This window comes from Bartonella sp. AC70YNML (assembly GCF_042196545.1).
In the GTDB taxonomy this organism is placed as follows: domain Bacteria; phylum Pseudomonadota; class Alphaproteobacteria; order Rhizobiales; family Rhizobiaceae; genus Bartonella.
This window is the reverse complement of sequence record NZ_JBHIQK010000001.1, coordinates 316,072-330,759: the sequence shown is the minus strand read 5'-3', so window position 1 is coordinate 330,759 and position 14,688 is coordinate 316,072. Positions and strand designations below refer to the sequence as shown.

The following is a 14,688-nucleotide window of genomic DNA, read 5'->3' as shown; positions in this document are numbered from 1 at the left end:
TCTTGTGCCTATTCAATTGAGAGTTTATACCCTATTCCTCGCACAGTTTGGAGCCATATAGGAAGTGCTGGATTTTTTTCGATCTTACGGCGAAGGCGGTTGATTTGTACATCAATGGCACGTTCACTTATATTGCTGTCATCGGTCGCGAATTTATGGCGCGGAATTGTATCGCCTGCATTTTCGGCAAAAATGATCATCATTTCTTGTTCTTTATCGGTTAATTTAATAATTTCTCCTCTTTTTTTGAGTTCGCGCCGTGAAATTGAAAATATATAAGGACCAAAAATGATTTGCTCAATTTTAGGTTGGCTAAGGGGAAAACCACGTCGTAAAATGGCGTTGATGCGAAGGAGAAGTTCACGAGGGTCAAACGGCTTAGCCAGATAATCATCTGCCCCTGCTTCTAATCCACGGATACGATTGTCTATTTCTGATAAAGCTGTTAACATGAAGATAGGGACATCTTTTGTTTGACGGAGTGAATGAGTGAGATCAATACCGTTTTCGCCAGGCATCATGACATCAACAATAAGAAGATCAAAATCTAAACTTGCTAACAGTCGTCTTGCTTCATTCGCATTGGCTGAAACTGAAACACGAAATCCATTTTTAATGAGAAACTGAAATAAAAGATTGCGAATACGCGTATCGTCATCAATCACAAGAAGGTGAGGGGCATCGTCACACAAAACTTGAACGTGATTGCTCATTCTTAAAAAAACCTTGATAAAAATTTAGTTTACACAAAGTGCAAGTTTACATAAGTTGTATAAAGCTGTCGAGCAGCACCTTTACCTTAAAGGAGAGAAAGTTTTATTTATAAATTGAAAAAAGTTATTTTTGAAAAGGATATGATGGGTAGTCTTAATATACATATTATTCCAGTTACGACATTCCAACAAAATTGCACTTTGCTTTTTGATAGTGAATGTAAAACGGGGGTTCTCGTTGATCCTGGTGGTGATTGGCCGCGGATTCAAGACGTAATCGAAAAGAATGGTGTTATCGTTGAGGCTATTTGGATAACACATGGTCATTTTGATCATGTAGGAGCAGCAATGCAAGTGAAAGAAGCGCTTAATGTAAAAATTATCGGTTCACATCGCGATGATAAGCCTGTGATGGATGCCGTGAGCGAAAGCGCAAAAAATTATGGCATCACTGATGCTTGCATTTGTATTCCTGATCGATGGTTAGAAGATGGTGAGTGCGTTCATTTTGCTGGACATGTGTTTAAGGTTTTTCATACACCAGGGCATTCTCCTGGTCATGTTATTTATTTCAATGAAAAAGAGCGCTTAGCCCTCTTGGGTGATGTTCTTTTTCGTGGCTCTATTGGACGTACGGACTTCCCCTTCTGTTCCCATGAAAAATTGATGCAATCTCTTAGAGAAAAAGTTTTACCTTTAGGCAACGATGTTCGTTTCATCTGTGGGCATGGTCCCAAAAGTAGCATAGGCTATGAGCGCCAAAATAATCCTTTTCTTCAAGATTTTAATATATGAGCAAACAAAAAAAACGCTTTGAAGCGTTTTTTTGCCATTTAAAACTTTTTAGTAGGGCAGAACAGAAGTTAATTTATTGGGGCATAACAAAGGTGTTCGACGCCTTTACGGTCTCGGAAAGTTCCTGTTTTAGGGTTGAAGGAACGGTATTTTTTCTTGCAATAGTTAAGCCAATCAGATTCTAATGATTGTTGTACTGGCTCATATTCCACCGTTTGCGGAGCTTCATAAATTATCTGTTCTTGTGGAACCTGTTGATATACAATTTGATGCTGTGGTGCGGTTTGATAAACAACTTGTGGCTGTTCTGTTTTTTTAAAAATTTTGCCGAGAAGTGCACCTGCTGCAAGAGCAAGAATGCCCATTGCTAAAGCTTCTCCTGAGTTATTTATATTAATACTACTGTGTTTTGTCTTTTTGCGCTCGACATAATGATATGTCTTGTGTTCAACATGATGGTGTTGTTGTGCTCCCCATTTATGGCTAACATAATGACGCTTGTGGGGATTATCAAAAGAGTGATGTTCACTATGAGAAAAATGGGAGCTAAAATTGTGAGACGGTAAACCAGCCTCCCTTCTCATATCATAACTATGATACCATGCCATATCCGCAAGCGTTGGATCTAATGGCATCAAAACGGTTACAGTAGACATTGCTGATAATACCGCTAACCTGATCACTTTTTTCATAATGATGCTCCTTGTGTCAATTCGTATTTTTCACATCCTACACGTTTCAAACTGAATAGAGACTGAACAATTTTGGACTTTATTGTGACAAAAAAATAAAAATTCATTTAGTTAAAACTATTATCAATACAATAAAATAAAATCATGACAGAATTTTGATTTCAATTAATGTACTCTTCTTAAGCTTAATTAAGCAGCTTGTATTTAGAGCACCAGATTTTTTACTATTGGTTATAAATTATTTATTGATGAGTACTTTTTTATTGCTTGATACAATATGAATTGAACAATAGGTGTATGAATAAAAGTTATCGTTTTTTATTATAGGCTTATGGTGCTAAGATAGAACCTTATTTCACCTTATTTGTGTGATTGAATACAGTCCTGTTTCACTACTCTCTTGTGAGGCTAAATATTGAGTTCGATATCATATTATAACTGTATAAATATAATATATTGCGGGAACTTTTTTTGATATATGGGAAACATTCTTGTTGGGATATGGCTGTTAGTTTGACAGTATTGGCATGACAAAATGCATTTGACACAAGATTGCTGATGAGACGCGTGAAGGCACGTGGGCGTGCCTGTATTTGTGTAGGGCTTTCAATGGTGTAGGAAAATTGACGTTTGTGAAGATGTGCATCGGTAGAGAATTTTTGCATAAGAGCATTTAAATCAAAAGTTTTAACACACTCACTTTCTTCACTACGGGCAAAAGAAAGGTAATCTTCTAACATGTTTTGCATGTCGCTCACATTTTGCTCAAGCGGCTTGATATCAAAGTCAGTATTTGCTAATGTTAGCTGAAGTTTAAAACGGGTGAGAATGGTTCTTAAATCATGGCTTACATCCGCAAGCATCATGGGGCGTTGTTCGATATATTTAGAAGATGGTGAGTGTGTGTATTTTGCTGGACATGAGTTTAGGGTTTTGCATACACTGGGGCATTCCCTTGGTCATGTTATTTGTTTCAATGAGAAAGAGCGCTTAGCCTTCTTGGGTGTTGTTCTCTTTCGTGGTTCTATTGGACGTACGGACTTCCCCTTCTGTTCTTATGAAAAATTGATGAAATCCCTTCGAGAAAAAGTTTTACCCTTAGGCGATGATGTTTGTTTTATCTGTGGGCATGATCCCAAAAGTAGTATAGACTATGAGCGCCAAAATAATACTTTTCTTCAAGATTTTAATATATGAGAAAACAAAAAAACGCTTTGAAGCGTTTTTTTGCCATTTAAAACTTTTTTAGTAGGACGCAACAGAAGTTAATTTATTGGGGCATAACAAATGTGTTCCAAACCATTACGGTCTCGAAAGGTCCCTGTTTTAGGGTTAAAGGAACGGTATTTTTTCTTGCAATAGTTAAGCCAATCAGATTCTAATGATTGCTGGAATGGCTCATATGCCACCGTTTGCTGCACTTGATAAACCCTTTGATTTTGTGGAACTTTTTGATAAATTACCTGACTTTGTGGTACTATTTGATAAACCACTTGTGGCTGTTCTGGTTTTTTTAAAATTGTACCAAGAATTGTACCTGTTGCAAGACCAAGAATGCCCACCGCTAAAGCATCTCCTGAGTTGTCTATATGAATATTACTGTGTTTTGTCTTTTTGCGCTCGACGTAATGATATGTTTTGTTTTCAACATGATGATAATGGTGGTGGTGGTGATGATGGTGTTGTTGTTGTTGTTGTTCCGTCTTACTATGTTTGGCTACAGACCTTTCATGTTTGGCTTTAAATCTTCTCTTGTTGTCATCAGAACTCTTGTGGAAATCATCAACAAACTTTTGGAAATCATCAGAAAAAAAGCCACGTTTTTTATCAGAACAATGGGAGTGAGAAAAACCGCAAGGCAGAATATCAGCTCTCTTCCTTATTTCCCTTATCGCATCATCTGTTTCTTTACGCATCTTCCTCATCATATCATCTATTTCTCTCGAGATAGAGTCACTACGATTCCATGCCATATCCGCAAGCGTTGCATTTAGCGGCATCAAAATGGTCACAGTTGACATTGCTGATAATACCGCTAACCTGATCACTTTTTTCATAATGATGCTCCTTGTGTTAATTCGTATTTTTCACATCCTACACGTTTCAAACTGAATAGAGCCTGAACAATTTTGGACTTTATTGTGACAAAACAAATAAATAAGCCATTTAGTAAAAGCTATCATAGATACTGACAAAATTTTGATTTCAATTTAATGTATTTAATTGATAAGATTGTATTGGTAGTAGATGATTTTTACTATGTTGTATAAAGTATTTATTTGGGAATAATTTGTTCCTATCAATTAATTTAATATAATTTAATAACTATTTTATAAATAAAGCCTATAGTTTTATCACTATATAATTATGATTAATATTAAATTATATATTATAGTATAATTGTATAAATATAATATATTTGTAGTAATATTTTGTTTCATGGGAGATATTTTTTAAAATTTGTCTGCATTTATTTATATTTTAGAAGTTTTTACAGTTTTAAAGATTTTTATAATAAGGTTGAACAAGAAAGATTTTTTAAAAAGTCAATAAGTTTAGGCATTTTTTGTAAAATATCCTCTCTTATGTTATCTTAGAAAAATTGGAATATTTTTAATATTTGCTGTTATCTATTTTTAGGGCAATACTGTTTACTCTTCATCGATAGTCAGTTTTTTAGAAGAGCTAAAGATTAGTTTTGGCGGTGTGAAATTTCTTGCTCCTTCATTGATTGCGTTTTTTTCGTTTTATTGTTGCTTGATTAGGAGTGTTTTTACGAGATTTTCCTTTTTGATTTTCCAAAATACCAGTGTCCATGGTTGGTCCCATGTGTGCAAGGTCTGGTTTGGAGAAAAGACTTGGTTGTAACACGGGCTCTTGGGGGGATTGTTCTCTATGATGTGTTAAGGGATTCTCCGCGAGTTCTAGTTCTATCTTTTGTAATTGTTTGATTTCATCGCGAAGGCGTGCTGCTTCTTCAAAATTAAGATCAGCAGCTGCTTCATGCATTAATTTTTCGAGGTGTTTAATATGAGATGCTAAATTGTTGCCAACCATATTTTTTTTCTCGATGACATCAGGGATATTTGTACGAATATGGTTGTTTTCATAACCTGAATTGAGAATATCTCCGATATTTTTTTTGATACTTTTCGGTGTGATATGGTGTTCTTCATTATAGGCTATTTGTTTTTGTCGACGTCTTTGTGTCTCTTGTAAGGCTCGTTTTATGGAACCAGTGATCGTATCTGCATAGAGGATAACACGGCCATCTACGTTACGTGCAGCACGTCCGATTGTTTGTATGAGGGAAGTTTCAGAGCGCAAAAAGCCCTCTTTATCGGCATCTAGAATGGCAACAAAACCACATTCTGGAATATCTAAGCCTTCTCGGAGCAAGTTGATACCGATGAGGACATCAAAGGTGCCAAGCCGAAGATCGCGTAGAATTTCAATGCGTTCTAATGTATCAATGTCGGAATGCATATAGCGTACACGAATACCTTGTTCGTGGAGATATTCAGTTAAGTTTTCGGCCATACGCTTTGTGAGAACTGTCACCAATGTACGGTAGCCCTTTTGAATTGTTTTCCGAATTTCATTCACAACATCATCGACTTGAGTGCGTGCTGGACGAATTTCTGTTTCTGGATCGACAAGCCCTGTTGGGCGAATGATTTGTTCAGCAAAAATACCATGGGATTGTTCTATTTCCCAGCGTCCAGGTGTTGCGGAGACAGCAATTGTTTGTGGGCGCATGGCATCCCATTCTTCAAAGCGCAAAGGACGGTTGTCCATACAGGAAGGGAGGCGAAAACCATATTCTGCTAAAGTTGCTTTTCTGCGAAAATCACCTCGGTACATACCACCAATTTGGGGAATGGTTACATGGCTTTCATCGATAAAAACAAGAGAATTGAGTGGAATATATTCGAATAAAGTTGGGGGTGGTTCACCGGGATTTCGTCCTGTTAAATAACGTGAATAATTTTCAATTCCCGGACATGAACCGGTGGTTTCCAACATTTCCAAATCAAAAACTGTACGTTGTTCTAAACGTTGTGCTTCTAAAAGACGCCCAGCTTCGTTCAATTCATCGAGGCGTTGAACGAGTTCCATTTTGATAGATTTCATCGCTTGGTTAAGTGTTGGGCGTGGTATTACGTAGTGTGAGTTGGCATAAATTTTAATTGATTGAAGATCGCCTGTTTTTTGTCCGGTGAGAGGATCAAATTCCGTAATTGTTTCCACTTCATCGCCAAAGAGCGAAATACGCCAAGCACGATCTTCGAGGTGGGCAGGGAAAATTTCGATTGTATCCCCTCGTACACGAAAGGAACCACGAACGAAGTTGATATCTTGTCGATAATACTGTTGAGAGACTAAATCAGCCAAGAGTTTTCGTTGATTGAGTTTGTCCCCTTTTTCTATTTCGAAGGTCATGGCCGTATAGGTTTCTACGGAACCAATTCCGTAGATGCAGGAAACAGATGCGACGATAATAACATCATCACGCTCTAAGACGGCACGTGTTGCAGCATGACGCATCCGGTCGATTTGTTCATTAATAGAGGACTCTTTTTCAATATAAGTGTCAGAGCGTGCAACATAGGCTTCTGGTTGATAATAGTCATAATAAGAAACAAAATATTCGACAGCATTGTGAGGAAAAAAGCTTTTAAATTCTCCATAAAGCTGTGCCGCTAAAGTTTTATTTGGAGCTAAAATCAGAGCTGGACGCTGTGTTTTTTCAATGATATTGGCCATTGTATAGGTTTTTCCTGAGCCGGTAACACCCAAAAGCACTTGTGTACGTTCATCTTTTTGAATTCCCTCAACCAGAGTTTTAATGGCTTGAGGTTGATCTCCCGCTGGTTTAAAAGATGTTTCGAGTTGAAATGGAATACCACCTTCAGATTTTTCAGGACGAATAGGGCGGTGAGGTGTCCATAATGCACCATTCTTAAAAAGAGGATTACCTGAAGCAATGAGAGCAGAAAGAGCTTCTACTGTTGCAGTAACACCATTTTTCATTGTTGTATCCTTTGATAGAAGCGTGCTGGTGATTTTAAAGAAAATACTAATTTTTACAATTTCATTACAACAACAGCAAAACATTATTGAACAGATTTGTTTTGGTTTATTGGAGCTTTCATTAGGATCTTGATCAAGTTTTTTCTATGAGACAAATTCTTCGAAGTATTTCTTTGGAGGGAGCATATTTGTGGTTGTTCATAGACACTATTGCATTTTTTCCATGATGATATTCAAGAGGGCATAAGTTATTATGGCTGTTATGGAGAATAATCGGTACGTTTGGGCACTAAAGGCATTGTGTATGTGTGATAAAGATCATTTCCATCTTTAAATGAAAGATAACGAGATGACACCCAACCCATTTGAGCGTTATATCGGATATGGCACCAGTTTCCTTCACAGTTTTTGACAAAGATCAATTCCCCCGCAGAGATTAAGCCACAAAGCGCATACTGAGTGCTGGGGCCTGCTCTAAAATTAAGATTTCTCGTAACAAAGGCCTCTGCTGCCTCGGATATCGTTGTAGTTAAAAAGAAAGGAACAAACATAAAAAAAATTATGATTTTTTTCATTTTACTGCAAAGAACTTCTTTAGTAATTTTCTATCCTTCTCTCTTCGTATCACATATGATTTCTTTTGCCAGACTATGATAAAACAGAAAAAAATACAATTCTTTCTTCTTTAGGAGACTCAGCAGTAGAGTGAATTTTAATATTTTAAACACCAAAATGAGATGTTTTAAACACTATTGGTGCATGTTTTGTTCCCTTTATTTATTTTTATATGGAAAACAGAGAGACTGTACTATATAATGAAAAAGATCGTAGTTTTCGGATTCCAAAAGTAATTTTGGAAGCCGTTTTTTGTATTTTTATTAAACTTTCCGTGTAATAGAAAGGGACGGATTATGGAAAAAGTTCCGATGACTACAGCTGGTTTTGAAAGTCTTAAAGAAGAGTTGCGTTGGCGTCAACAACAGGAGCGTCCGCGGATTATTGAAGCAATTTCTGAGGCGCGAGCACATGGTGATTTGTCAGAAAATGCCGAGTATCATGCAGCTAAAGAAGCGCAAAGTCTTAATGAGGGGCGTATAAATGAGCTTGAAGATTATATCGCACGAGCAGAAGTGATAGATGTCTCGCGTCTTTCAGGTGACAAAATAAAATTTGGCGCAACCATTAAACTCTTGGATGAGGATACTGAAGAAAAAAAGGTGTATCAGATTGTAGGGGATCAAGAAGCTGATGTAAAAATTGGTAAAATCTCTATTTCTTCACCTATCGCACGTGCACTCATTGGCAAGCAAGAGGGTGACGTAATTGAGGTGAATGCGCCCGGTGGTGCGCATAATTACGAAATCATTGAGGTTCAATACATCTAAACTATGTCTAAATTATTATGCGTATCTCTTTGGAAGAAACTGAGGTTATTGCGCCTCATTTAAAAAAGCGTTTGTCGGGAGTGACATCTACGATTATTCAGCTTATTCCACTACAGCGCGAACAGGGGGTGCGTATATCTACTTTGGGATTTGGATTACCACAAAACTTGCCTGCTCTTACCTTTAGGGACCTTTTCGGACTTTGGAAAAGTCCGAAAGGGAAATCATTTCGTATTTGGCATGCACGACGCAATATTGAGATGCTTTGTGGGATCTTTTTACGCGATATCTTGCGAATGAAGCTGAGGCTTATATTCACATCGGCTTCACAACGCCATCATAAGCCTTTTACCAAATGGTTGATTCGCCGTATGGATAGAGTTATTGCTACCAGTACGCATACGGGTGCTTATCTAGAAGTGCCTCACAAGGTTATTATGCATGGGGTGGATGTAAGGCGTTTTACGCCACCACAGACTCTTAATGATTACTTTTCTTCAACAGGATTTCCAGGAAAATATGCGGTAGGATGTTTTGGACGTGTGCGTAGCTCAAAGGGAACAGATTTATTTGTTGATGCTATGATAGCATTATTGCCCCACTATCCTGAGTGGACAGCACTTATTGCTGGTCGTACGACAGAACAACATTATCATTTTGAAAAAGAATTACGCCAAAAGATTGCTAAGGCTGATCTGAATGATCGCATTATTTTTCTTGGTGAGATTCTGGATACACCTTTATGGTATCGTCGTTTATCACTTTATGTGGCACCTTCTCGTACAGAAGGTTTCGGTTTAACACCATTAGAGGCAATGGCATCACAGGTTGCGGTTGTAACGAGTGATGCGGGAGCTTATAAAGAGTTGGTAGTAGCAGAAACAGGAACGGTTGTAAAAGCAGGAGATGGTTCGGCTTTAACGGCAGCGATTGAACTTTATTTTTCTGATGTAGAAAAAACATTAGCAGCCGGAAAGAAAGCTTTAACCCATGTTCGTACTCACTTTCCTTTGGAAAAGGAGGCAATTGAGATTGGAAGTATTTACAAAGAACTGTTTGCGGAAAAAATACTTTAAAATATATTATATCAAAAATCTTCTTGAGGAATGATAAAAAGTGTTTCCTTTAAAGGTCTTTCTTGATCATCAAGAAAACATCTCAATTATATTAAGTGTTATTTCAAAAAAATTATCATGTCTTTCATATAACGCTATAAGAAGTTCTCAAAGTTTGGGATCAAAGATTAAAAAATCTATAGGTTTGAGAGCGATATATGGCTTATGACAAAGCATACGAGGAGAGAGAAGAATTATTTTAATTCCAGCAATATTTTAGAATGAGAAAATAATACTTTAACTTTTAAAGTCTAGAGATTTATGCACTATCTTAACGCTGTCATGCTAATATTATTACGTTTTGTAAGACTTAAATATAGAGCAAAAAAATTCTTATCTTAAATGAGAGAAAATTTTTGAGGTTTTCTGTAGTATTTTCATGGATAAAATAGCTGTACATATTTTCGGGTAGTAGAAATTCATAAACAAAATGTGCTCTGATTAATATATTGATATCATATAAATAATTTATCTTTGCAATTTGAATAAGAACTTTCAATATCGTATGATTCTTCCATGTTAAATCTGTTTATAGAAAATCAATAAAAACTATACATTTGCACGTCACAATTGGAAGAGAGCATGTGGCGGATAAAAACTATTTAAGAAAGGTGTAAAGAGATTTCTTATAAATTGTCTGAAATGCAGTCTGTTGCACATTAACAGCAGAAAAATAATATGATGGTGCTAATTGTATCTTATGTTGTGGTTTCGGCATGCACTTTATTATTTAAGTAAAAATGATGGGACCAATTAGATCTTATACCTTTCATAAGAATTGTTGTGAAATGAATAAGATGAGTATTGTGAGATGTTTTTTAACAAGCTTGTAAATTTGTAATAGCATGCATTCTATTTTCCATAAAGATGTTGTTCTATTAAAGAGAAAAAACACTTTTATCAGCAAATATTCATATTTTTGCATGAGGGATTATTCGTAAAAAAGAATGTTCTATGCGTCCATTTTATTTGATAAAGAAGATCAATAAAGTGAAGTTTTATATGTTATGGCTTTGAGAGTATTGGTATTTGATTGTTTTTGTTGAATTATTTTTATATCATTGATATGATGTTTTGTATGAAATTTTAGGAAATCTTCAGTAGATTGGGTGAGGGGTGAATATTATGACGCATACTGTTCTCGCCTTTTTATCTTGTAAATTTTTTATCATGGTAGCATAAAATACTCTATGCATTAAAATTGTTCACGCCAGAAAGCGGGAATAAAAAGGACGAATATTGTTATGATTTCAAGGCGTCCAGCTAACATTAGAAAACTTAAAATCCATAAAGCATTATCATTGATTGTAGAGAAATTACCTGCAGGGCCAATGATATCTCCAAAGCCTGGACCAACATTTGAAAGTGCGGTTAAGACACCTGTAAAGGCAGAGGTAAAGTCAAGACCGGTTGTAAGCAAAAGTGCAGTGCCGATAACAAGGCAGAACATATAAAGACATACAAAAAATAAAACGGCTTGAGCAACATCGTTTGATATATTTGAGTGATCATAGCGAGCTTTTACGACAACATTAGGAGAAAGAAGTTTTTGTATATTTGTTTGTGTAATACGCCAAAGAATAATAAGGCGATTGATTTTCATACCACCAGAAGTAGAACCAGCACACCCACCTGTAAAAGAAACAATAAAGAAAATTCCAAGCGCAAAGGGGCCCCAAAGTTGATAATCTTCAGCACTGTAACCTGTGGTACTAATAATGGATGAAAGGTGAAAAATGGCATCAAGAAAAACCAAATGGAAAGCGCGATGATCATGAAACCGTAGCCACACTGCTAAAGCAAAGCTGAAAAGGAGAACGATATGGAGAAAAACAATTACTTGTGGATCAAGGAAGCGTTTGGAGTGTCCAGGAAGAACTAATTTAACATAAAGGACGAAGGGTAAAGCAGAAAGCAACATGAAGATTGTTGAGATAATTAAGATAGCTGGTGTATTAGAAAAATAGCCAAAAGAAGCATCGTGAGTCGAAAAACCAGCAGTTGCTACTGTACTCATTGCATGGTTAATGGCATCAAATAAATTCATGCCTGCAGCAAAATAAGAAAGCATACAAGCCAATGTGAGACCAACATAAGCTATGATAATTCCATTAGCAATTTGGTTGATGCGAGGCAATATTTTTTCAGATTTATCAGATGATTCCATATGAAAAAGTCGTACTCCCCCCACACGCAGTGAAGGCAAAATCAAGAGGGCTAAACCGATAAAACCGATGCCTCCAATCCAGCATATGATAGAACGCCATAACAAAATACTTCGCGACAAATTATCAAGACCCGAAAGGACTGTAGAGCCTGTTGTTGTAATTCCAGAGACAGATTCAAAGATGGCACCTGCTAGAGAAATGGGTAGAGGGGAAAGATAAAGAGGTAAGGCACCCACGATGCTTCCTGTGAGCCAAAGACACACAGTGAGCATAAAACCAAGGCGTGCTGAAAAACGACAAGTAGCCCCCTTAGTTGCTAAAAGAATCAGCGTTGCTAACATGGTGGTTATGGCACAAGAATAGAGAAAGCTTATCCAATTACGATTGTTGTCGTGCAAATCCACAAAAATTGGCAAAAGCATTGCTCCTCCCATGATTAAGGCAAAACGTGCACAGACATTGATAATAAATTGAAAAATGATCGTTCCCTATCTTTGTATCTCTTTTTATTATGGTTTTGTGCTCATAAGAAGTTACATTTTTCTCTTTATAGGATAAGGATTAATTCTTAACATTAGCGCGCCTTGATGAATTGGTAATCAGACCTTTTCATAAAACTTGAAAAGAAGTATACATAACATAATTAGGGCTCTTGAAAAATATTTTTTTAAAAGGCTGCATTCCGTTATCATTTATAGAATAATTAATTTATAATAAAGTGAAGGGGATTTAATGGTACAATCTCATATTCGTCTGCTGATTATTGGCTCAGGTCCGGCTGGTTATACAGCGGCGATCTATGCAGCAAGAGCAATGCTTAAGCCGGTTTTGGTGACGGGCTTGCAGCAGGGTGGGCAATTAACAATTACAACTGATGTTGAGAATTATCCAGGTTTTGCAGATCCCATTCAAGGACCATGGTTGATGGAGCAAATGGCAAAACAAGCTGAGAATATGGGGACAAAAATTGTCTATGATACAATTATAAAGGCTGATTTGTTGAAGTATCCTTTTGTTTTATATGGGGATTCAGGAACACAATATTCTTGTGATGCACTGATTATTGCAACAGGAGCTCAAGCGCGCTGGCTTGGTTTAGAAAGTGAACAGACCTTTATGGGCGGAGGTGTTTCCGCTTGTGCGACATGTGATGGCTTTTTTTATCGTGATAAGGACGTTATTGTCGTGGGAGGAGGAAATACGGCTGTTGAAGAAGCACTTTATTTATCGCATTTGGCTAAAAGTGTAAGCGTGGTTCACAGGCGGGGGCAGTTTCGGGCAGAAAAAATTTTGCAAGATAGGTTGCTAGCTTGTAATAATGTACGTGTTCTTTGGGATCATGTGGTCGAAGAAATTTTGGGGCTACCCGCTCAAGATTCAATGGGCGCTGTTGTAACAGGGGCACGTCTGAAAAATGTTAAGACAGGTCACGAGATGAAAGTGAATGCAGAGGGCATATTTATTGCCATTGGGCATGATCCTGCTGTTTCTCTGTTTGAAGGACAGCTGAAACAAAAACAAAGTGGCTATTTATGGACAGCACCGGACTCAACAGCAACAAGCATTGCTGGTGTTTTTGCTGCTGGGGATGTGACAGATGAAACATTCCGCCAAGCTGTAACAGCTGCGGGAAGAGGATGTATGGCAGCGTTGGAAGCAGAACGGTTTTTGGATATACTCAAGCGTTAGTCACCCATTGAGAACATAGAGAATATAGAGGTAAAATTAATTGTGGCGCCACCGTTGGATTGGGATAAGTTAAGGGTTTTTCACGCTGCAGCAGAAGCGGGATCTTTTACGCATGCTGCTCAAAAACTTCATTTATCTCAATCAGCCGTTTCACGACAGGTTTCGGCTTTAGAACAAGAGGTTGGGGTATCCTTATTTCAACGTCATGCGCGTGGTTTGATTCTTACAGAACAAGGAGAAACTCTTTATCGTACAGCTCATGATGTTTTGATGAAGCTTGAAAGTGTGCGTTTGCAATTAAGTGAAAGCTATGCAAAACCAACGGGGCACTTGCGTGTGACCTCGACCTTTGGAATGGGGGCAGGGTGGATTGCAGAGCGTATGCCAGAATTTCTTAGTCTTTATCCTGATATGCAGGTTCAGCTTTTGCTTTCCGATGAAGAGCTTGATTTGACAATGTGTCATGCGGATTGTGCTGTTCGCTTACATCAACCCAAACAACCTGATCTTATACAAAGAAAACTCTTTACAATTCATATGCATGTTTATGCTTCGGAAAAGTATATTGCAAATTATGGAAAGCCGGAAAAATTGTCTGATCTCGATGAGCATCGTATTATTTCGTTCGGTGAACCGGTTCCACCTTATTTGTCTGGTTTAAATTGGTTGGAAAAGGCTGGTAGAAGTGATGGATCATTGCGCGTTTCAGTTCTACAAATCAACAATATCATCTCAATAAAGAATGCGCTTATGCGTGATCTTGGGATTGCTGTGCTTCCTGATTATATCGTCAATAATGATGAGCATTTAGTGCGTCTTTTTCCTGATATGGTTGATATTCCTTCTTTTGATACTTTTTTTTGTTATCCTTATAATTTAAAGAATTTGGCAAGGTTAAATGCTTTTCGAGATTATATTTTTTTAAAAGCCCGTCAGTGGTCTTTTTAATATTAATATCTTAATTTATAAGGGACAATTAGCTATTTTGCAACTTGAGACTCCCGTAATATTCTTTCGTTTCAAATTTGCCTATATTGAATCAATTAAAATTATTTGTTGCACATTAAAAGTGGAGGGAGTCTGTGCGGGTAAATATT

At 37.1% G+C, this 14,688-nt stretch carries 11 protein-coding genes and 2 pseudogenes; 6 read left to right on the top strand and 7 right to left on the bottom strand.

Features of this window, described 5'->3' with window-relative positions; translation table 11 throughout:
* Window positions 1-8 precede the first annotated feature (8 nt).
* Entirely contained in the window at window positions 9-713 is a 705-nt protein-coding gene (locus tag ACFIMU_RS01505; protein WP_375606339.1) for a response regulator, read from the bottom strand.
* 144 nt (window positions 714-857) lie between these two features.
* Between ACFIMU_RS01505 and ACFIMU_RS01500 the strand changes: the two genes are divergently transcribed.
* Complete coding sequence (locus ACFIMU_RS01500) at window positions 858-1,508, top strand: MBL fold metallo-hydrolase (RefSeq protein ID WP_375606477.1); 651 nt, start codon at window positions 858-860, stop codon at window positions 1,506-1,508.
* Window positions 1,509-1,576: 68 nt separating this feature from the next.
* Here ACFIMU_RS01500 and ACFIMU_RS01495 read toward each other — a convergent pair whose 3' ends face one another.
* Both ACFIMU_RS01495 and ACFIMU_RS01490 read right to left on the bottom strand, forming a co-directional pair.
* The gene (locus ACFIMU_RS01495; RefSeq protein WP_375696756.1) at window positions 1,577-2,200 is read right to left on the bottom strand and encodes a BA14K family protein; all 624 of its coding nucleotides are present in this window, start codon (window positions 2,198-2,200) and stop codon (window positions 1,577-1,579) included.
* A 482-nt stretch (window positions 2,201-2,682) separates the two neighbouring features.
* Window positions 2,683-3,087 (bottom strand): annotated as a pseudogene (locus tag ACFIMU_RS01490) (sensor histidine kinase); the annotation flags it as partial.
* Between ACFIMU_RS01490 and ACFIMU_RS01485 the strand changes: the two are divergent.
* Window positions 3,083-3,397 (top strand): annotated as a pseudogene (locus ACFIMU_RS01485) (MBL fold metallo-hydrolase); the annotation flags it as partial. The pseudogenes ACFIMU_RS01490 and ACFIMU_RS01485 overlap by 5 nt on opposite strands.
* 68 nt (window positions 3,398-3,465) lie before the next feature.
* On the opposite strand, the gene ACFIMU_RS01480 reads toward ACFIMU_RS01485, so the two are convergent.
* The 3 genes from ACFIMU_RS01480 to ACFIMU_RS01470 form a co-directional block, all read right to left on the bottom strand.
* Window positions 3,466-4,257: a BA14K family protein gene (locus tag ACFIMU_RS01480; RefSeq protein WP_375614974.1), complete on the bottom strand. Its 792-nt coding sequence runs from the start codon at window positions 4,255-4,257 to the stop codon at window positions 3,466-3,468.
* Window positions 4,258-4,924: 667 nt separating this feature from the next.
* On the bottom strand, window positions 4,925-7,234 hold the full coding sequence (gene uvrB, locus ACFIMU_RS01475) for an excinuclease ABC subunit UvrB (RefSeq protein WP_375614037.1): 2,310 nt from the start codon (window positions 7,232-7,234) through the stop codon (window positions 4,925-4,927).
* 260 nt (window positions 7,235-7,494) lie between these two features.
* Window positions 7,495-7,809, bottom strand: coding sequence for an SH3 domain-containing protein (locus ACFIMU_RS01470; protein WP_375609122.1), 315 nt, complete (start codon window positions 7,807-7,809; stop codon window positions 7,495-7,497).
* Between the two features lie 336 nt (window positions 7,810-8,145).
* Here ACFIMU_RS01470 and greA point away from each other — a divergent pair, with 336 nt between their 5' ends.
* Both greA and ACFIMU_RS01460 read left to right on the top strand, forming a co-directional pair.
* Window positions 8,146-8,619 carry a transcription elongation factor GreA gene (gene greA / locus ACFIMU_RS01465; protein WP_375609123.1) on the top strand — a complete coding sequence of 158 codons (474 nt, stop codon included), beginning with the start codon at window positions 8,146-8,148 and terminating at the stop codon, window positions 8,617-8,619.
* A 17-nt stretch (window positions 8,620-8,636) separates the two neighbouring features.
* The gene (locus ACFIMU_RS01460) at window positions 8,637-9,695 is read left to right on the top strand and encodes a glycosyltransferase family 4 protein (RefSeq protein ID WP_375607748.1); all 1,059 of its coding nucleotides are present in this window, start codon (window positions 8,637-8,639) and stop codon (window positions 9,693-9,695) included.
* A gap of 1,234 nt (window positions 9,696-10,929) precedes the next feature.
* Here the strand turns inward: ACFIMU_RS01460 and ACFIMU_RS01455 are convergent.
* Window positions 10,930-12,324, bottom strand: coding sequence for a TrkH family potassium uptake protein (locus ACFIMU_RS01455; RefSeq protein WP_375607747.1), 1,395 nt, complete (start codon window positions 12,322-12,324; stop codon window positions 10,930-10,932).
* A 310-nt stretch (window positions 12,325-12,634) separates the two neighbouring features.
* On the opposite strand from ACFIMU_RS01455, the gene trxB reads away from it, so the two are divergent.
* Window positions 12,635-13,591, top strand: a complete 957-nt coding sequence (gene trxB / locus ACFIMU_RS01450) for a thioredoxin-disulfide reductase (protein ID WP_375606331.1) — start codon at window positions 12,635-12,637, stop codon at window positions 13,589-13,591.
* A gap of 42 nt (window positions 13,592-13,633) precedes the next feature.
* Entirely contained in the window at window positions 13,634-14,539 is a 906-nt protein-coding gene (locus tag ACFIMU_RS01445) for a LysR family transcriptional regulator (RefSeq protein ID WP_273791217.1), read from the top strand.
* Window positions 14,540-14,688: the final 149 nt, after the last annotated feature.